Genomic DNA, 19,652 nt, shown 5'->3' with positions numbered 1-19,652 from the left:
AGGTAGGCCGTGACCACATAGCCGTTGCCCCAGATACCCTGCCATAGTTGCTATATCGCCCTGTAGGGGGCTGGGCGGTTACTTTATGTGAGGGCGTGGTGTGTAGTATCACACTTATGCCCGACCCGAGCGAGACCGGTCTGGAAGCTGGCGAGGGCGATCAGCAGCAGGCAGCAAGTTCGGACGTGACTGACCGGACGGCAGTCGTAGAGCGGCTGTATGGTGACGTTCCCTTCCACCAACGGCATGAGTTGGAGGTGCTCTCAGTAACTCCCGAGTGTGCTAGGGTAAAGCTGCCGTTCGGCCTCGGACTCGTGGGAAACCCAGACCTCGGTGCCGTCCACGGCGGTGTTGTCAGCGCACTTGTGGACCTCACCGGTGCCGCCGTCTTTGTCGGTGGCCGGGAAACATACACGCCGACTATCGACCTCCGGGTGAACTACCTCGAAGCTGCCGGCAGCGCACCGCTGTATGCGACGGCTACGGTGGATCGTCGCGGCACCGATGTCGGCGTGGCAAGCGTCGAAGTCGAGTCCGAAGGCACCGTCTGTGCGACCGGTACGGGCGTCTACAAGCTTACCGATGGCTGAGTTTCCCATCGGTGATGTCGTAGACGCGCACGTTCACCTGATGCCGGAGCGGCTGATGGCCGCAATCCGTGAGGCGCTCAGCGACGCCGCCGGCTGGGAGTTCAACCATCCGACCGACCGCGACGAGATGGAAGCAGCACTGACTACAGCGGGCGTCGAGCAATATACCGCACTCCCGTACGTCGCGCGTTCGGGGGCGGCGGCCGATCTTAACGAGTGGGTGATAGAAGCCACCGCAGACTCAGACCACGCGGTCCCGTTTGCCACCGTCCACGCTGCCGACGATGTGGAGGCAGTTGTCACCGACGCCTTCGACGCCGGCGCGTGTGGCTTGAAGCTCCAGCTCCCAGTACAGGGGTTTGGAGCCGACGACCCCCGCCTCGGTCCCGCCTACGAAGTTGTCGCCGCCCGCGACGCGCCGGTTGTGCTCCACGCCGGGACAGCACCGATGTTCACGGACAGCCCCCACGTCGGCGTTGAGCGCTTCGAGTCGTTTCTCGCCTCCTACCCGGATATACGGGTGTGTGTTGCTCACATGGGTACATATGAGATTGAGGCGTTCCTCAACCTCGCCCGCGACAACGACAATGTCTTTCTCGACACCACCTTCGCCATGTCGAGCGTGGCCAAGACGTACATGGACTTCGACCCGACGACGGTCTCCGACGACACGCTGGCTGAACTCTCGACGTCGATCATGTACGGGTCAGACTATCCGAACATCCCATACCCCTATGCTCGGGAGCGAGAACACCTGCTCTCACGGGACCTCTCGGTTGAGGTCCAGCGCGACATCTTTTCACGGACCGCGCAGCGCTTCCTTGGCAACGATTGACCCCTGCCAAGCTATCTTTCTTCGAGGAGAGAATTCCGCGTTTACGGCGGGAGTGAATCCGACAACTCGGATGTATCCGCAACCGACAGCAAGACAGATATTTAACTGGTATCGTGGCGTAACATGATGTACTCCGAGGCGGTCACACCGCCCTCTCAAATACACAGTATCGGGATTCCGAGGCCCAGAACGTTCGAGACACCCATCTCGAACCGCTGTGGTGTCTCGGTCACAAGATAACTCCGAATCCCTCGCCGGGATAGGAGTAACGGCGGTGTGGCCCCGCCATCGGCTCGTCATGCCGACAGGTCGTAAACCAGCAAATATCTCAACTCAGTGGTGCGGTGCCGTGGGAAGCCTAACCGTTTACCGCGAGGAGGAGGTCACTCGTACCGGTTGTCGACGATACCGGTCTCGTCGAGATCCGCGACCAGTTCGACGGCGTCCGGTGTCACAACGAGGCGGTCGGCGAGCGCCGCACGTAGTTCGTCGGCGTCGGCTTCACCCTCACAGACTACGACGAGTCGATCGGTGGTCTCTGGTTGTGACACTTCGACACGGTATGACCCAGTCAACCCGTCAAAACCGGCCAGAACTGTCTCGATGCTCTCCGGATACACTTTCACGCCCTTGACTTTCAGCCGCTCGTCTGTGCGGCCGATGACACCGTCGGGTAACACCACGGATCCGTCTTCGACGGCGAGTTCGGCGAGGTCGCCGGTCCGGTAGCGTACCAGCGGAATCCCCTCTTTCTGAAGGTGCGTCACCACGACTTCCCCGCGCTCACCGTCATCTAACACGTCGCCTGTGTCTGGGTCCACAACTTCTACGACTGCGTAGTCATCGACGACTCGGAGTCCGTTTTCGGCTGTAGTCTCGGCAGCTACGGGCATGATGTGTCGCGTGCCGAAGTAGTCCACTGCCGTGGACGCGTCAAGTGCATCCTTGACCGCTTCGCGACGGCCCGGAACGGAAGTGAATGGCTCGCCCGCGCCGACAAAGGTATCGACCGACCCACCTTCGGCACCGATTTTCAGTGCGAAGCTCGGGTTGCCCACGATGGCGTCCACGTCGTACGTCTCAATGGTCGCAGCGACCTGATCAGAGTCACCAGGACCAAGCGGGAACACCTCTGCCCCGAGGTGTTCGAGCGCTCGGTGGAGCACGTACCCGGTGCCGAACAGTTCATAGCCGAACGTGTTGACAACACGGTCGCCTTGTTCGATCCCGGCGCGTTCGAGCACGTCTGCATTGGCAGCGGCCTGCTTTTCGAGGTCGTCTGCCGTGTCGAAGACAGGTCGCAGCTCCTCACCCATCGGCGAGAACGTGACCATCGCCGCGCCGTCGTACAACGATCCAGCCGGTGGGGCATCCTCGAAGTCATTCTCGAGTTCTGCCGCCGTCGTGAACGGAAGCGATCGGAAGTCGTCCCACGAGTCGACTGCTGCCGGGTCAGTGCCCGCGTCCGCGAATTTCTGCGCATAAAAGTCACGGCCGGCGACCTGTTCTAGCTGCTCTTTGACTGCCGAGAGGGTGGTAGTGTTGTACATCACGTTAACACACGACAAGCTGACACATAAATCTCCGTCACCGGCGTGGCAGCAACGATGATGGGCGTACTCGGCATCTCGTTGAGCCGAAGGGTGTGGGCCGTCGCGTTCAGTACGCGAACGGCCACGTACGCAAGTACTCCTTGATCTTGCCGAGCCCGGCTAACACCCCTTTCGGCTCGACGGCAAGCACAACGATGATGATCGCGCCGAAGAACACCGGCAGCAGCGCCGTCGAGTTTGTTCCGGTGAGATCGGCAAGGTAATTCAACCCCTCATTGAGGTAGTCCTGAACGAGCGTGACGACGCCAACGCCAAGCAGCGCTCCCCACACCCGCCCGAGGCCGCCGAACAATAGCATGACGTAATGTTCGAGCGTCAGTCCGAGTGTGAAGTACTCGGCGTTGATGAAGCCAATCTGGAATCCGAACATGCCGCCCGCGACGCCAATCATGAAGCCACCAATAGCGAACGCGAGCAGCTTGTTCTTAAATACATTTACACCGAGGACGGACGCTGAAAGGTCGTTCTCGTGAATCGCGCGGAACGTCTTCCCAATGCCGGTCCGAGAGAGGTTCAGCGACAGCAGTGCGAACGCCAACAACAACACCAGTGCGAGCAGATACTTGTCGATGGTCGTACCGAGAGCACCGACCGGTCCGACGACCCCCACATTCGAGGGGAGAGACTGGGTCGTCCCGCCGTGGATGAACGCGAGCTGAGGGTTCACGAAGAACCATTCCTCGGCGATGAACTGGAGCGCCAGCGTCGAGATGGCGATGTAGAACCCCTTGACACGGAACGATGGCAGGCCGAAGCCGACTGCGACCGACGCGGAGATGATTCCACCGACGGCGAGCGCCGGTAACAGCCCCGCCCCAACGGCGAGTAGTCTGCTCGTGCTGTACGCGCCGATGGCCATGAACGCGCCCTGTGCGAGCACAATCTCACCGGCATAGCCGAGGATAACGTTCAGCCCCAACACCGCAATTGTGAAGATGTACGCCTGCGTCAGTAGCGTCACGGTTCCCCCGCCGAGGAGGAACGGCGCGATGAATGGGATTGGCAGTCCCAACGCAAGCGCTATCTTTTGTGTCCGCCACCGAACGAGCCCCATTCGCGACTCGTAGTCGGTGAAGTACTCACCACAGGGCATGCGACCACCTCCCGTCGATCGCAACCGTTCGAGTCGTCGGTACCTCTCCTAAGCGCCGCGTGACGCATGAGTTGTGTCTGTTCATCTTTAGAGCCTCTCTATCCGCTCGGTGCCGAACAGGCCATAGGGTTTCACCAGAATGACGACGAGCAGGAGGATGAGAGGAAGAATCTCGCCGAAGCCCGCGCCGAAGTTGGCCTGAATGTTCGTAAACGGGACGTACACCGCGGTGCCGCCGACGAGATAGTACGAGCCCAGTTCCTGTAAGACGCCAACGACAATCGAGCCGATGAACGCCCCGGGAATGCTGTCTAGGCCGCCTAACACGACGGCGGCAAAGATGATTATCCCCGTGTTCTCGATGGAGACCGCTGCCCCGCCGCTGGAGGTCGCCAGTAGGATGCCGCCGAGTGCGGTGATAGCGATAGAGAGCGTCCATGCGAGCGCGATAGTGCGCTCGATGGAGACGCCGAGCACCATCGCGGCTTGCTCGTCGCTTGCCGACGCCCGAAGAATCGATCCCGTGACAGTCTGGCGGAAAAAGAGCATTAACACGGCGACGACGATCAACGCGATGGCGACGGCGACGGCGTACGCCGCCTGTATCGACGTCCCGAGCGGGAGACTGAGCTGCCCGCCGAGCGTCAGTGCCCCCGGATACGCCTGCGCGTTCTGGCCGTACAAGAAGAAGATGACTCCTTCGAGGATACTGCCGAGCGCCAGCGTCACGATGATAACCGACAACACCGGTTCGCCGATGAACTGACGGAAGACGACGCGTTCGAGCGCCAGCCCGAGCACGACCCCGAGCAAGACCGTCACAAGTACTGCGGCCCACGCCGGGATTGCCGCCGGGAGTACGGTGGCCGTTCCAAAGATGACGACGCCGTACGCGCCGACCATTGCGATCTGCCCCTGCGCGAAGTTCAGAACCCCGGTCACTTTGTAGATGAGCGAGAAGCCCATCGCCACGAGCGCGTACAACGCGCCCAAACCGAGACCGCTCAATGAGATGTCGAGGAACGTGACCCAGTTGACCATTCAGCTCACCTCCAGGTCGGGTCCGCCGTTGAGAACGGGTTGATCCACATTGACGATACGCATAACGCCGCGCTCTTCGGACTCTCTGCCGTCTTGGTACGTGATCGTGAGTTCCATTTCTATCTGGTCGCTGCCGTCGTACAGGGCTGTCACGAGGTCCCCGTACCGGTCCACGACGACCTCGCGGCGGAGTTTCCCGGTGCGAGTAAGTTCTCCGTCGTCGGCGTCGAACTCCTTGAATAGCAGAACGAACCGCCGGATGGGATTGTCAAGGTCTTCGTTGGTCTCCGCTACGACGCCACGCAAGAGTTCTAAAACCGGTTCTTTCCGCGTCAGGTCGCTGTAGCCCGCATACTGGATGTCCCGCTGGTCGGCCCACTCGGCGACGTTGTCGTATCGAATGTTCAAGACCGCAGTGAGTTCGGTGCGGTCGTCGCCGACGACCATCGCCTCCTTCACATACGGATTGAACTTCAACTTCGTCTCGACACTAATCGGTGCCACAGGGGTGCCGTCGGCCATCTCTAACACGTCGTCCATCCGGTCGAAGATCCGCACGTGGTCGTCGTCGGTGAGCGCGCCGAAGTCGTCGGTATGGAGCCAGCCGTCTTCGAATGCCGACTCGGTTTTCTCAGGCATCCCGTAGTAGCCAGCGGTAACGACCGGGCCGCGGACAAGCAGTTCGCCGCCCGGTGTGATGCCCACTTCGACGTTCGGGAACACTTCTCCGACAGTCTCCACCTGAACGTCATCGTCCCGGTGCATCGTTACAAACCCACAGACCTCAGACTGCCCCCAGATCTGTTTGAGCGGCACGCCCATCGAGTGGTAGTACTCGAAGTGGTCTTCTCCGAGTGGGCCGCCGCCGGTATAGACATTTTTCGCGCGTTTGAGCCCGACCTTATCGAGGATCGGCCGGTACGCTACCCAATGTGACAGCCAGTGTGCTCCACGCAGCCATGCCGGCGGCTCCTTGTCGTTTTTGTCGCCGATGACGTACTCGGCGTACCGTTCGCCGATTCTCATTGCCTTCTCGTACACCCAGCGCTTGAATCGAGTGGTATTCTCGATTTTCGCCTTGATATCCGCAACCCACGCCTCGTATCGCTTTGGCGATGAGAAGATGATCTCCGGGCCAATCTCTCGGAGGTCCTCCTCTTCCGTTTCAGGCTGTTCGGGGAAATTCGCGGTCCAACCTGCGACGAACGCGGCCGCGAGGAGAATCATCTGTTCGCCCACCCACGCCATCGGAAGGTACGAGAAGTAGTCTGACTCCTTCGGCAGCGGGTCGATATCGATAGCAGCATTCGCGAGGTTTACGAGGTTGAAATGAGAGAGCCGAACGCGTTTCGGCATCCCTGTCGTCCCCGAGGTAGGCGCGAGCATCGCAGTTGCCTCCGTGGGCACCTCTTCGATCTTGGACACAAGGTAGTCGTCACTCACGCCTCCGGACTCGCGACGCTTGCGGCCTCGCTCTTCGATATCCTCGTAAGCGACGATTTCGGGGTCGCCGGGCTCTGTCTTCTCGCCGTTTTCGTACCGGAACATGCCCTTGTCGTCCCGGTATATGATAGTCGACAACGATGGCACGTTGTCTGAGACGAGGAGGAGTTTATCGACCATCTCCTGGTCTTCCGCGTACACCACCTCGGGTTCGAGCAACTGGAGTTGCTTCTCGATGTCCTCGGGCAGCATGTCCTCGTAGTTCGGGGCGGCCATCCCGCCAAGTGACTGCGCGGCGATCCACGCCCACAATTGGTGGGGCCGGTTATACCCGATGGTGAATAAGATGTCCTCCTCCCCGAACCCGTACTCTTCTAAGCCGAGCGCGAACTGCTCCACCCGATCATAGTACTCCTCCCAAGTGAACTCCTGCCAGACGCCATACCGCTTCCACCGTAACGCGATGTCATCGGGGTGTTCGGCAGCGTGGTCGATGAGAATCTCGGGGAGCGCACGGTTAGAGACAATTGGCACCGACTCGCCTTCTGGTGCAGTCAGGACACGTTCTACGGACAGCCCCGAGTCGTCGGAGACGCTTGACGCAATGCCCTCACTTTCGGCGTTGTCGGTCGCCATCTAATCAACCCCCGTGTAAACGCGGGCGACCTCGGGGTCGTCTGTCACTCGGTCTGGCGGTCCTCGAGCGATGACGCCGCCCTTCTGCATGACGATCATCCGTTCGGAGACCGCAGTGACAACTTCGAGATCGTGTTCGATCATCACGAGCGTCAGCCCTTCCTCCTCGTGGAGGTCAGTCAGGAACCGGATCATGTCGTACTTCTCGTCGAAGGTGAGCCCGCTCATCGCCTCGTCGAGCAGGAGTACGTCCGGTTCGAGCGCGAGCGACCGCCCGAGGTCGACGCGCCGTTGGACGCCTAGTGGTAGGGTCGAGACGGTCGTGTGACGGTACTCCCAGAGTTCGAGGTAGTCGAGAATCTCCTCGACGAACCGCATGTTTTCAGCCTCCGTCTTCTGGCCAGTGCCATAGTACAGCAGCGCCGAGAGAATGTTTGGGCGTTCGGCGACAGCTCGAGTCGTCATCACGTTCTCTAAGACGTCCTCGCTCTCGAACAGCTCTAACCCCTGAAAAGTCCGACCGATGCCACGTCGAGCGCGGTAGTGTTCTGGCTTGCCGCTGACCTCCTCACCATTTAGGAATACCTCGCTCCCAGGGTCGGGGGTATAGAAACCATTGAGGATATTCAACAGCGTTGTCTTCCCGGCACCATTTGGCCCAACAATAGATACCCACTCGCCATCGGCGATACCGAGTTCGACGTCGTCCACGGCGGTGATCGAGCCGAACGTCTTGGTCACGTTTCGGCAACCGATCGCGGCATCTTCCGGGAGCACGTGCGCTCCGCTTCTGAGTGACGCTGCGCGCGCTTCGGGCCCCTCGTCGACGCTCATCAGGTCCACCTCTTGCGGATCTTGTAGTGTCTCACATCGGTGTAGCGCGAGTTCTCACCTGACGTGCCGAGATAGAACTCTTTGATCTCTTCGCGTTCGACGAGCTCGTCGGCGGGGTCATGGAGTTCGATTTGGCCGTTCTCCATGACGTAGCCGTAGTCAGCGATCTCGAGTGTGCGCTTGGCGTTCTGGTCTGCGATGAGCATCGTGATGTCTTCCTGTCTGTTGATCTCCACGAGCGTCTCGAAGATATCACGGACCAGCTTTGGCGCGAGACCGAGCGACGGCTCGTCTAACAGGAGCAGGTTTGGCCGGTGGATGAGTGCCCGAGCGATAACGAGCATTTGTTGTTGCCCACCGCTGGCGTAGCCGGCTTTGAGGTCCATGATATCCTCCAGTTGCGGGAAGTACTCGAAGGCGATCTGGTAGTCGTCCTCGTTGAACCGAAATCTGCGGCCCTGCCGGTAGAGCCCACATCGGAGGTTCTCCTCAACGGTAAGATCCTCGAACACTCGCCTGCCTTCGAGAATGTGTGTGATGCCGCGCTGGACCATCTCATTTGCGCCGTCATTGGTCACATCCTCGCCACGCAAGAAGACGCGGCCACGAGTTACTTCGCCCCGCTCGCTCCGCCCGATACCGCTGATCATCTTCAATATCGTCGATTTCCCCGCACCGTTGGGACCGAGCAGCGCGACGATATCACCCTCGTCGGCCGACATCGATACTCCCTGAACCGCGAGGAAGTGCCGGTCATAGACGATTTCGACGTTGTCGAGTTCGACGACCGGTGGTTCACTCTCTTCGGCCGCAGCCTCAGTTGTGGGTTTGTTCGTTGCCATTACAGACCGATCCACGAGTCGCGGCGGGGCAGTTCGACGGTGGTATCGAAGCTCAAGCTGCCGTCGGTGACCTCAAACAGCCGCCCGTTCATCGTCGGGCGGCGATCGTCTTCGGCGAAGCTGAACGGCTCGGCGAGATCGAACATGTTGTCATCCTCTATCCCGAACATCCCCTGTCTGACGTTCGGCCCGCTCGTCGGGTCGTTTCCGGCCTCAGCAGCGTTCTGGATGCCTTTCAGCATCAACAGCGCATGGATCACACCACGTACGTAGTTGAGTTGGGCGACCTCAGGATCGTCCATGCTGCGCCCCTCGCGCTCGAAGTTGGCTTCGATGATATCGGCACCCCGGCCACCGCTATCCAGAGCACCTTGGAACGTGCGGAACGCATTGACGTATCGGACACCCTCGAAAATGTCGGGAGACTGCTGGACCACCCGTTCGTCGACGGTGTAGGTCAGGCCACACACCGTCAGCTCGGGGTAGATGTCCTGTCGATCCTCTAAGAGCACCCGCATCGGCGCGGACGTGTTCTGGTGGATGAGATAATCGATATCTTGGTCTCTGGCCTGCCTGAGCTGTGTGGTCGCAGAGTTGGCGGTCAGCGGGAGGTTGATGTCCGGAGCTACGTCGAGTCCAAGCTCCTCAGCGTACTCCTTGCCGCCCTCCACGGGCGACCGGCCGAAAGCCGTGTTCGAGAAAATGAACCCAACCGTCGCTTCGGGGTCGTTGTCTGCGATCCACCGCAAGTGTGCGCGGGCCTGACTCGTGTAATCGAGGTTGCCGAAGAAGTTGTACGGGAACTCTTCGGTGACGAGGTTCGCGGAGTACGATGCCGAGACGTAGACAACCTCGTCTTCCGCGACAGTGCCCGCCAGCGCCTCGGTGTCAGCAGTTCCCCAGCCGATGATCAGCGGTGGCGACGAATCCGAGGTGTACTGCTGGTAGTACTGCTGGGCCTGTGGCACCTCGTAGGCGTAATCATTGTTCGGGTGGTCAATGCTCGCGTCTAGCAGGCCATTCTCGTTGATGTACGTGATCGTGTCCCGAGAGCCGATTGCCGTCGGGCGGCCGACGTCTGAAGTCGCTCCACTCTCGTCGTAGATCCCTGGGATCATGACTGAATCGGCTCCGATTCCGCCGCCGCCTCCGCCATCATCGCCGTCACTGCCGCCGCCAATACACCCGGCGAACGCCAGCATTGCTATTCCCGCGGTACCGGTTTTTACTACGTCCCGTCGTCGGTACAGTCTCTCTGACTCTTTCATGTTATTATGTGACATGTGTTCTACATGCTCACAGAGGCACGTACTACATAATTATTAGGGATAAATTCACTCGCATGCGGGCAGTTACCCGGCTCATCATTGCCCACGAGCGGCGGCCAGCGCAACCGAGTCCGTCGAAACAAACAAATGAGAGTGCTGCGACGGTCGTCCCATGTTCACATTTCTTGTCGGTATCGACACGGACGAGCAGCGTGCCAGAACACAGGCTGAGACGATTGCGTCGATGCCACTCGAATCGGACAATGTAGAAGTGGTGCTTGTCCACGCGTTCAGCGAAAACAGGGAGGGCGGCACTGTCGAACAAGTCAAGTCGGTCCGAGTCGCTCAGTCTCGGCTTGAGGAAGCTGGGATCGAGGTGAGGCCCGAAGGCTATGGCGGCGACGCGGCTCGAGCGATACTCAATGTTGCCGACAACCACAACGCCGATCAAATCGTCGTCGCTGGCCGGAAGCGATCGCCTACTGGGAAGGTCCTGTTCGGCAGCGTCACCCAGAGCGTCATTCTTGATGCCGAACGCCCCGTTCTCGTCTGTAGTGGTGACGAGTGATACACTAGCCCGACCCGTCTGTATCCAAATCCGTTATTTGTGATTCCCGTGACCGGTCGTCGCTATTTGACTTCAGCCGTTCCGCGTAGGCTCGTTCGGCACGCTCGGTGGTCCCTTCCGAGTGGCGTGCTCCTTCACGGTCTGCCGGGGACGGGCAAGACGATGCTCGCGAAGGCCGTCGCCAACGAGACCGACGCGACGTTTGTTCGGATGGCTGGTTCCGAGTTCGTCCACAAGTTCATTGGTGAGGGCTCCAAGCTAGTCCGAGACCTCTTCGAGATCGCCCGCGACACGGTCCGTCGGTGCTGTTCATCGACGAGATCGACGCGATTGCGCCCAAGCGTACCGACTCGAAGACGTCGGGTGATGCTGAAGTCCAGCGGACGCTCATGTAGCTCCTCGCTGAACTGGATGGCTTCAACGACCGCGGGGATGTCCGGATCATCGCTGCGACGAACCGTCTCGACATGCTCGATGACGCTATCCTCCGTCCGGGTCGGTTCGACCGGCTGATGGAGGTGCCGCCGGCTGATGAAGAGGGACGCGAGGACATCTTCGAAATCCACACGCGCGAGATGAACGTCGATGACAGTGTCGACATGGAGGAGCTCGCCGAACTACGATTCCGGCTCATACGACTGCTCGTTGAGGAGTTCGGGCTTCGGGCGGTTGCTTTCGAAGCGCCGTTCCACCAGTTCTGTCGGATCGACGAGGGAGTTACAACCGGCACGAGCGATATTCGCTCGATTCTCACCGGAACGGATGGCTACCGCCCGATACAAACTGCGCCCGTAGCCGAATTGCTCGAATGGCTACAATCAGTCAACGCCGAGCGTCCGGCTGAAGACCACGTCCACGTCTACGGGTTCGATACGACTATCATTGAGGACGCGGCCATCGGAATCGAGCCGTACCTCAACCGTGTCGGCGCTGATATCGATGGGTCGCTCCGCGAGGATCTCGACACCATGAAGACCGGTTACGAATCTGAGGACGAACGCCAGGCGCTGCTCGAAAGCGCACGACAGGTACATTCGATTGTATCGCCGATGCTTGACGCCAACGAGTCGGCGTGGGTCGAGGCGGAGTCCCGTCGGGCGTACGAACGCGTTCGACACCGACTCAACCTCATTGAGGTACAAATCGAAGCTCACGAACTCGGTCGGGAAGATCGGCACGCGCTTCGAGACGAGGCGATGGCCGAGAACGTCAAGTGGATCCATGACCGCTCGACAGGTCCGGTCGTCATCTGGGGGGTCAACGCACATCTCGGCCGGGGCAGACACGTCCTCGACGAATGGGACGTGGATGTTCCGTCGATGGGGAACCGGCTCGCCGACTCGTACGGTGACCTGTACTACCCGGTCGTCTTCAAAACCGGGACTAGGAGGGTAGCTGCCAAGGACTTCACAACGGAAACAGTTGAAGAGTATCCTATCCCGGACCCGCCATCGATGTCGATTCCAGCGGTGTTTCAGCAGGTAGCGGAGCCAGTGTTTTCTGTGTCGGTTGAGGACCTCTACGACGATTTGTCGATTCGGGACTGGCCCCGGACGCAACCACGGCGACACACCATCTGGGGCGGTACTCCCGATGGCGACAACCCCGTGAGGTACACACCCCCCGATCTCAGTGAATTCGATCGGGCCGTTTTCGTCCGTGAAACATCGCCGCTCGTCCACCTAGATTGAGGGCGAACGACGCCTCGATTTTTAATCGCCGGATCGACAGATCATCACGGGACGATTATCCGTATAGACTGGCTGTACTGAGCGATTCCTGAGTCACCTGTACTGAAAGGCGTGAACCATACACGGCCTAACACTTCGGGTGAGGCGAACCGTGCTACCTCGCTGGTTGAATAGCCAGCCGTCGTTGACGCCCGCTGTATGCGGGGATGAAGGCCCCATTGACAGGGCTACACGCGCTGGAAAGCACGTCCTTGGTCACAACTGGATGGCGACCTTTGACGGGTCACGCGAAAGCGTATTTGAACCCCGAGGAAACGCGCAACCTGAATATCCCCTTCGGGGAATCCTCGCTCTTTAGTGCGGGGAGAATGTCAAAGAGAGACAAGGGCATACCCCCGTCTTCAGGCGGGGGAGGAGGTCAATAAATAGGCACACTTAGGTCGGGTTTCAATGTGTGAGATCAGTCTCGAAGTGCCTCAACGGGTCGTTCATTTGCTGCTTTCCATGCTGGATACAACCCACTAATCGAACTTGCAGCAACGGCAAACACCATGCCATAGAGGAGGTATTGTACGCTTTGCCAGCGGAATGCATTCAGTGGGCTCCCCACCAGGAATTCAAACAATACTACACCGATACCGGCGGAAACGACGACTCCCAACACGCCGCCAATTACACCGAGGAACACCGCTTCGGTAAGGATCATTCGAAGAACTTCGCCACGCGTGATGCCGACAGCTCTGAGAACACCAATTTCTCCCCGCCGTTCGACGGTACTCATCAGCATCACATTGAGAATCGCGACGCTCGCAACCACCAACGAAATTGACCCAATGCCAAGAAGCCCGAGCCGGAGCGTACCCAGAAATGATCCAACGTTCTGCTGTACCGAAGCAAAGTTTCGAACACGAATAATGTCTTCGTCAGCAGTATTGAATGACGATTCGATGTCGGCTGTAAGAGCCTCTACTGATTGCCCAGGTTCCGCCAAAACAGTTACCGAATCATAATAATTCTGATCACTCATTGCCGAGAGTGGTAGCACGAGTACTCGCCGCTGACCGCCGAGGCCCTGAGATGACGAGAGGATTCCTTGAATGCGATAAAGTTTTCCGTCGTAGGTAACCGGATCACCAATCTCAATCCCAAGCCGTCTGGCATCTGCCTGAGAGAGTAACGCCCCTGACCGGAAACGGTTTGAGATGCGTCCTCGAGAGATATTATACATTGTATCCGCCTTCGTCAGCGCGGTTACCCTAACGCGTGTTTCAGCCCCATTCCGAGCAGAGAGTGTTGTCACATTGCTCCGCTCGGGTACCACTGTTGCATCACCTGCAAGTCGCTCAATATCATCAACCTGCTCAGCGGAGATTCCGTCATTGGGGTTGTCCGGCCCTGCAGAGACTGTCACCTCGTTTGATAACCCCTCAAGATTTGCGGTAGCTTGTTGTTGGATTGCGGCCGTAGCCATTCCCAGCGATGCGATCGCAACAACGCCAATCAGGATGCCGAGTGTCGCGAGAGCGGTCCGAACTCGATTACGGCCAAGATTCCGCCACGCCATCAATGCGCTGGGAAATCGCCGCAGAGGATGTCGTCTGCTCATGTGTTGATACTCCCGTCAACTAACTCAACAATCCGATCAGAGTACTCGACTAACTGCTCGTCGTGAGTGACTGCCACAATAGCAATGTTCTCGCTTTCTTTGAGCCTCGTTAATTCATCTAAGATTGTCGCTCCGGTGTCTTGGTCGAGGTTACCAGTCGGCTCGTCCGCAAGAAGAACATCCGGTTCGTTGACTAATGCACGCGCAATGGCGACTCGTTGGCGCTGGCCACCGGATAGTTGAGGAGGCTTGTGTGTCAGTCGGTCACTAAGTCCAACGCGGTTGAGCAATTCAACAGCCCGGTCACGTCTGTCAACCTCGGTGTCCCACATTGTTGGCAGTTCTACATTTTCGGTCGCTGTGAGCATCGGAAGTAGGTGATAATCTTGAAAGACGAACCCAATGTCAGATCGCCGTTCTTCGGTTAGTTCATCCGTAGAAAAGTCTGTGACATCACGCCCGTTGAGCCGGACACGTCCAGCTGTCGGCGTATCGAGTAGCCCAATCATATTCAGCAACGTACTCTTGCCCGAGCCAGAGGGGCCGATGATTGTAACCATCTCGCCGCGATCGGCACGAAAGTTGACACTAGCCAGCGCCTCAATGACTTCTCCGCCGGTTTGGTACCGCTTTATCGCATCCTCAAGTACAATGACACTCATCGGCTGCGCCACCTGTAGGCTACACCGCCGAGGAGAATGGTGATAACTGCGATACCGCCAGCAATAAGCCAGAGCGGAGGTCCACCGGGGCCAGCGGATCCGGCACGGGGGCCAGACGCGTCGGCGCCGGAAGCAACGCCGTCACCAGGCGCCGAGCCGCTGCCCGCAGATATGGAGGCACCCGTCAAGTCAACCTTCTGTGTCGTTGTCACACGCTCGTTATCAACGATATACGTGATGGCGACAGGAACCGATGAAGCGTTTGACTCGGTCTCTGCGGTGAGTTCAAATGTGGCGAACTCGCTGGCCTCCACGCCACCAACGAAGTATTCACCCGACGGGGACACGGGTTGGACATCAGCAGTATCGTTGATCTGGACGAGCACAGAATCAACGTCGGTGCCGCCAAGATTCGCAGCGTCACCTTCGATCATTACTCCGGACCCGGCACGTGAGACCTCAACCGCGGTGAGCCGAATTTCACCGGGAACTTGAGTCTCTTCGTTGACGTTGGTGGCAAGCGATGTAGAGTAACTGTCGCCAGCAGCGTTGTACGTCGCGGTAAACTCGACCGTATCTGATACAACGCCGCTCGTGTCAAAGGCGGTAACTCGGTTGGACTCAGGTGACACGTCACGGACAAAGTTGCGGTCGAGGACGTTACCATTAGCTGTGGCAGTAACCTCAACATCGGTGAGGTCAGTGTTGCCAAAGTTCGTCAGTGAGACCTCGATCATCCCAGAATCGTTTTGTGGAGCTGTTGCTGACAGATCAGCTTTCACCTTCGGCTCAGACACCTCAATATAAACTGGATAGGTGTACGAGTGATACTTGCCATTGGCATCTTGTACAACAAGGTTGATTGCCAACTGTTTTTAACCAGGTGTCTCAAACGTTGCTGAGATTGGAACAGAGAGGGACCCACCAGGAGAGACTGATCCAATATTCTCGATGCGGTCAAACTCTTGTGTAGTCCCTATTGATCGGACATAGATGTCAGTAACATCGACGATTGAATCACTATTTTCGAGGTTAGAGATGGTAGCTTCGATTGTGACTTGTTCGCCAGTGGTTGGATCGTCAGGTGTTACTGCTACTGACGATAGTTGGACAGCCGGGCCACTGGCGGTTGCTGCGACCACGCCTGTGCTGCTCAAAACGAGAAGGGCCAGTACCAGTCGGGAGGGGAGGGACCTACGCATTAGTGGTGGTCGGTTCTTATGATACTAAGATTTACTGATGCGGTTCAACAATTGAAACACACCATCAACTATGTTGAGTGCTGTGACGGTAGAAATCGCGTCATGGTACGCAACAATGTAGCGAAATTGTTGATTATGTCTAGAGTTATGTTGAGCACACCACCCAGACGAGCTTGATCGCTAATAAGGGAGACTGGCGTCCGGGGAGTAGGGGAGAGCCGGGCTGGCGTGCCAACAAAACCTCTGGCCGAAAGTCAGTCGTCGGCAGGAGACGCCTCAGCCTGCCCCTGCCAGAGGTTCGCATATGTTCCGCCGCCCGCAACTAGTTCCGTGTGAACCCCCTGTTCGACGATCTGGCCCTGATCCATTACGACAATCTCGTCGGCGTTCTGAATCGTTGACAGCCGGTGCGCAATGATGAACGCGGTCCGCTCTTCGACCAGCCGCTCAAGACTCTCTTGGATCAGTTCTTCGGTCTCCGTGTCAACGTCTGATGTGGCCTCGTCAAAAATGATGATCTCGGGATCGTTGAGCAGTGCTCGGGCGATGGCGAGGCGCTGCCGCTGGCCGCCAGAGAGTTTGACACCCCGTTCGCCAACCTGGGTGTCGTACCCGTTGGGGAGATCTTCGATGAACTCGTCAGCTTCGGCGGCCTCAGCCGCCCGCTCGACCCGAGCCCGGGCGCTCTTGTCAGGGCCATCCGACCACTCTGAGTCAAGAATTTCGCGGTCGCCGTACGCGATATTCTCCGCGACGGTTCCTGAGAACAGGTACGGATTCTGCTCGACAATGGCGATGGCGTCCCGTAACGACTGGAGGTCGTAGTCCCGGACGTCAGTCCCATCAACCCGGACTGTACCGTCATTGACATCGTGGAACCGGGGAATGAGTTTCAGGAGCGTTGATTTCCCGGCCCCGGTTGCCCCGGCTAGCCCGATCGTCGTTCCCGACGGCACATCGAGTGAGACATCTTGAAGTACCGGCTCACGGTCCCCGTAGGCAAAGGTAACGTCGTCGAACGTGACCGCCCCGTCGATCGAATCGGGGACGTGCGCTTCGTCAGGGCTGGTGATTGTGGGCTCGCGGTCAAGCAGCCCGAACACGCGTTCGGCGCTAGACTTCGCAAGCTGGTACTTGTTCGCTGACTTCCCGACCCGACGCATCGGTGAGTACAGCCGCCGCAACAGGAGGAAAAAGAGCGCGAATCCGCCGAGGGTCAGTGCTCCTGCCTCACCGGGAACGCCTGTGATGATGTCAGTCCCACCGATGTAGAGCACGAGGACGAACACGACGCCGGTCAACAGTCGTAACGTCGCAAAGAACCCGCGTCGAATCCGAAGTGCTGCGACCTTCTCGTCGTGGTACGCCTCGCTCTGCTCAGCGACCCGACCGTGCTCGAAGCTGTACCGGTCGAACGCCTTGATCACCGCGGCGCCGCCGAGGTTGTTCTCAAGCCGGGTGTTCAGCCGAGCGACGGTCTCGCGAATTGATTTATATCGGGGCTCGATCCAGGTGAGAAACTGGCTGCTCGCCAGTCCGATGACCGGGACCGGTGCGAGCGCAATGAGCGCCAGCTTCGGCGAGTACGTCCAGAGAATGATCGCAATGCCGCCGACCGTTGCGACGACGCGGATGAGTTGTCGGAACTCCGTGTTGAGGAACTGCTCAAGCCGATTGATGTCGCTGTTTAGAATCGACATCATTCCGCCGGTCTGATGATCGGCGAAGAAATCCATCGAGAGCCGCTGAAGGTGGTCGTACGTGTCGTTCCGCAGATCACGTTGGACCTTCTGCGCAGTCGCTTGGAGCAGATACCGGGACACAAACCGAGCGACCGACCGGACCACGTACGCGAGCACCGCGATGAGCACGAGTTGTTCGAGCACCGCGAGGCGAGCTGCTTCCCCGGTGATCTCACCCGGCGGCAGCAAGCCCACGTCGGTCAACAGTCCCGCATCAGCCGACCCACGGATTGCTCGATCGATGGCCGCTGCGACGACAATTGGTGGCACTAGTCGGGCGAACCTGGTGAGAAACGCCGCAAACACGCCGAGTGTGAGCGTCGGCCAGTAGCGTTTGGCGTAGCTGAGCAAACTCAGCATCGGGTGACCGTCTACGTTCTCGCGAACGTGTTCAAACCCGCCGTGGTCGTCTGTCACTAACTGGGGTAGCGCTCTCGCGCACAAGTATCCGATGACATGACGCTGTCGACCACTTGGTTGGGGATGATTCGTTCTAGGCTCTCTCCTAAACGGCTCCGCATGAGCCGCCGTCTGATCTTGGTCGTAACCGAGACGGCTGTTGTTTTTTTCCTGCCCGGTTCTAAGTGTATACGATGACCGACACGCTGCGGTTGGGAACGCCGGGTGCGGCAAACGCGACAACGCTGCTGTTGCTTGGCAGCGGTGAACTCGGAAAGGAACTGCTCATCGAGGCACAGGCGCTTGGCGTCGAGACGGTTGCCGTCGACCGCTACGAGGGTGCCCCCGCGATGCAGGTCGCACACCGCTCGCACACCATTGATATGACGGATGCCGAGGCGCTCCGACAGCTCGTCGCCGAAGAGGAGCCCGATTATATCGTCCCCGAAATCGAGGCCATCGCGACAACGGAGCTCGAACGCCTCGAACGAGAGGGGTACGACGTCGTCCCGACGGCCGAGGCGACGCGGCTGACAATGGACCGCCAACGCATCCGGGAGTTCGCTACAGAGGAAGCGGACGTGCCGACAAGCGAGTTCGCCTTTGCCGACAGCGAGGCCGCCTATCGGGACGCAGTCGAGGAGATCGGCTACCCAGTCGTCGTGAAGCCGACGATGTCCTCATCTGGGAAGGGCCAGTCAACTGTCACCGCCCCAGAAGAGGTTGACGCAGGGTGGGAGACGGCTCGGGCGGGGACCAGGTCGGACACCGGCCGTGTCATCGTTGAGGAGCTCGTGGACTTCGACTATGAGGTGACGCTGCTGACGGTACGCCACGCCGATGGAACGACGTTCTGTCCGCCCGTTGGCCACCGGCAGGTTGACGGTGACTACCGTGAGAGTTGGCAGCCCCACCCGATGAGCGAGGACGCCCTTACAGACGCACAGTCGATGGCCAAGCGGGTCACTGACGGGCTCGGGGGTCATGGCATCTTCGGTGTGGAGTTCTTTGTCCGCGACGGCGAGGTACTGTTCAGTGAGCTTTCTCCTCGGCCCCACGATACCGGACTCGTCACGCTTGGGACCCAGTCCGCAAGCGAATTCGAGCTCCACCTGCGGGCCGTGCTCGGCCTGCCGGTCCCGGAGGTTACCGCCGAGCGGCCCGGCGCAAGCCACGCGGTCGTCGCGGAGACGGCCGTCGACCAACCGGCGTTCGTTGGTGCCGACACGGCACTCGAAATCCCAGAGACGACGGTCCGGCTGTTTGGCAAGCCAGACGCGTACGCCGGCCGTCGCATGGCCGTAACCGTCAGCACCGGCCACGACATCGACACCGCCCGCGAGCGGGCAGCGACTGCTGCGGACCACCTCGAACTACAGGACGACCGGTAATCAGTCGCCAGCAAGAGGCTGGTGACTTTCACCGTTCACCATCCCACCATTCACACGCATGTCTACTCCAAGAGGTTGTACGTCACTCTTGGCTAGAGACCTCTATCTTTCTACGAGGAGAGAATCCCGGCGTTTACGCCGGGAGTGAATCCGACAACGTTGACCCAATCCCTCACGGACGGTAGGTTGGATATTC

At 59.1% G+C, this 19,652-nt stretch carries 16 protein-coding genes and 1 pseudogene; 6 read left to right on the top strand and 11 right to left on the bottom strand.

The features are described from left to right. The first annotated feature begins 116 nt into the window (after nucleotides 1-116). Both C464_RS16680 and C464_RS16675 read left to right on the top strand, forming a co-directional pair. Nucleotides 117-590 carry a PaaI family thioesterase gene (locus tag C464_RS16680; RefSeq protein ID WP_006114964.1) on the top strand — a complete coding sequence of 158 codons (474 nt, stop codon included), beginning with the start codon at nucleotides 117-119 and terminating at the stop codon, nucleotides 588-590. Further along, entirely contained in the window at nucleotides 583-1,425 is an 843-nt protein-coding gene (locus C464_RS16675; RefSeq protein ID WP_006114963.1) for an amidohydrolase family protein, read from the top strand. Before C464_RS16680 ends, C464_RS16675 begins: the two co-directional genes overlap by 8 nt. Nucleotides 1,426-1,808: 383 nt before the next feature. Here the strand turns inward: C464_RS16675 and C464_RS16670 are convergent, their stop codons facing one another. From C464_RS16670 to C464_RS16640, 7 genes are all read right to left on the bottom strand, one after another. Then, nucleotides 1,809-2,975, bottom strand: coding sequence for a phenylacetate--CoA ligase family protein (locus C464_RS16670; RefSeq protein ID WP_006114962.1), 1,167 nt, complete (start codon nucleotides 2,973-2,975; stop codon nucleotides 1,809-1,811). Between the two features lie 109 nt (nucleotides 2,976-3,084). Further along, a complete protein-coding gene (locus C464_RS16665; RefSeq protein WP_006114961.1) occupies nucleotides 3,085-4,131 on the bottom strand; it encodes a branched-chain amino acid ABC transporter permease in 1,047 nt (348 codons plus the stop codon). 87 nt (nucleotides 4,132-4,218) lie between these two features. Beyond that, a complete protein-coding gene (locus tag C464_RS16660) occupies nucleotides 4,219-5,172 on the bottom strand; it encodes a branched-chain amino acid ABC transporter permease (RefSeq protein WP_006114960.1) in 954 nt (317 codons plus the stop codon). Next, complete coding sequence (locus C464_RS16655) at nucleotides 5,173-7,251, bottom strand: AMP-binding protein (RefSeq protein WP_006114959.1); 2,079 nt, start codon at nucleotides 7,249-7,251, stop codon at nucleotides 5,173-5,175. Continuing rightward, a complete protein-coding gene (locus C464_RS16650; protein WP_006114958.1) occupies nucleotides 7,252-8,085 on the bottom strand; it encodes an ABC transporter ATP-binding protein in 834 nt (277 codons plus the stop codon). Beyond that, nucleotides 8,085-8,927 (bottom strand): ABC transporter ATP-binding protein, encoded by an 843-nt coding sequence (locus tag C464_RS16645; RefSeq protein WP_006114957.1) that lies wholly within the window; start codon nucleotides 8,925-8,927, stop codon nucleotides 8,085-8,087. The genes C464_RS16650 and C464_RS16645 overlap by 1 nt, the downstream gene beginning before the upstream one ends. Further along, nucleotides 8,927-10,195, bottom strand: coding sequence for an ABC transporter substrate-binding protein (locus tag C464_RS16640; RefSeq protein ID WP_152420996.1), 1,269 nt, complete (start codon nucleotides 10,193-10,195; stop codon nucleotides 8,927-8,929). Before C464_RS16640 ends, C464_RS16645 begins: the two co-directional genes overlap by 1 nt. A gap of 172 nt (nucleotides 10,196-10,367) precedes the next feature. Between C464_RS16640 and C464_RS16635 the strand changes: the two genes are divergently transcribed. From C464_RS16635 to C464_RS17960, 3 genes and pseudogenes are all read left to right on the top strand, one after another. After that, the gene (locus C464_RS16635) at nucleotides 10,368-10,763 is read left to right on the top strand and encodes a universal stress protein (RefSeq protein ID WP_006114955.1); all 396 of its coding nucleotides are present in this window, start codon (nucleotides 10,368-10,370) and stop codon (nucleotides 10,761-10,763) included. Nucleotides 10,764-10,880: 117 nt separating this feature from the next. Further along, nucleotides 10,881-11,383: pseudogene (locus C464_RS19770) on the top strand (AAA family ATPase); the annotation flags it as partial. Next, entirely contained in the window at nucleotides 11,363-12,454 is a 1,092-nt protein-coding gene (locus C464_RS17960; RefSeq protein ID WP_239640268.1) for an erythromycin esterase family protein, read from the top strand. The pseudogene C464_RS19770 and the gene C464_RS17960, both read left to right, overlap by 21 nt. Nucleotides 12,455-12,914: 460 nt before the next feature. On the opposite strand, the gene C464_RS17955 is transcribed toward C464_RS17960, so the two are convergent. The 4 genes from C464_RS17955 to C464_RS16615 form a co-directional block, all read right to left on the bottom strand. Then, the gene (locus C464_RS17955; protein ID WP_006114952.1) at nucleotides 12,915-14,060 is read right to left on the bottom strand and encodes an ABC transporter permease; all 1,146 of its coding nucleotides are present in this window, start codon (nucleotides 14,058-14,060) and stop codon (nucleotides 12,915-12,917) included. Then, nucleotides 14,057-14,722 carry an ABC transporter ATP-binding protein gene (locus C464_RS16625; protein ID WP_006114951.1) on the bottom strand — a complete coding sequence of 222 codons (666 nt, stop codon included), beginning with the start codon at nucleotides 14,720-14,722 and terminating at the stop codon, nucleotides 14,057-14,059. Before C464_RS16625 ends, C464_RS17955 begins: the two co-directional genes overlap by 4 nt. Further along, nucleotides 14,719-15,591, bottom strand: a complete 873-nt coding sequence (locus tag C464_RS18755; RefSeq protein ID WP_239640264.1) for a COG1361 family protein — start codon at nucleotides 15,589-15,591, stop codon at nucleotides 14,719-14,721. Before C464_RS18755 ends, C464_RS16625 begins: the two co-directional genes overlap by 4 nt. Before the next feature lie 587 nt (nucleotides 15,592-16,178). Beyond that, nucleotides 16,179-18,083, bottom strand: coding sequence for an ABC transporter ATP-binding protein (locus C464_RS16615; protein WP_049911368.1), 1,905 nt, complete (start codon nucleotides 18,081-18,083; stop codon nucleotides 16,179-16,181). 176 nt (nucleotides 18,084-18,259) lie between these two features. On the opposite strand from C464_RS16615, the gene purT reads away from it, so the two are divergent. Next, entirely contained in the window at nucleotides 18,260-19,456 is a 1,197-nt protein-coding gene (gene purT, locus C464_RS16610; protein WP_006114948.1) for a formate-dependent phosphoribosylglycinamide formyltransferase, read from the top strand. Nucleotides 19,457-19,652: the final 196 nt, after the last annotated feature.

It is taken from the genome of Halorubrum coriense DSM 10284 (assembly GCF_000337035.1).
GTDB classification, from domain to species: domain Archaea; phylum Halobacteriota; class Halobacteria; order Halobacteriales; family Haloferacaceae; genus Halorubrum; species Halorubrum coriense.
The sequence above is the reverse complement of the archived record's forward strand: the minus strand, read 5'-3'. Positions and strand labels throughout refer to the sequence as shown.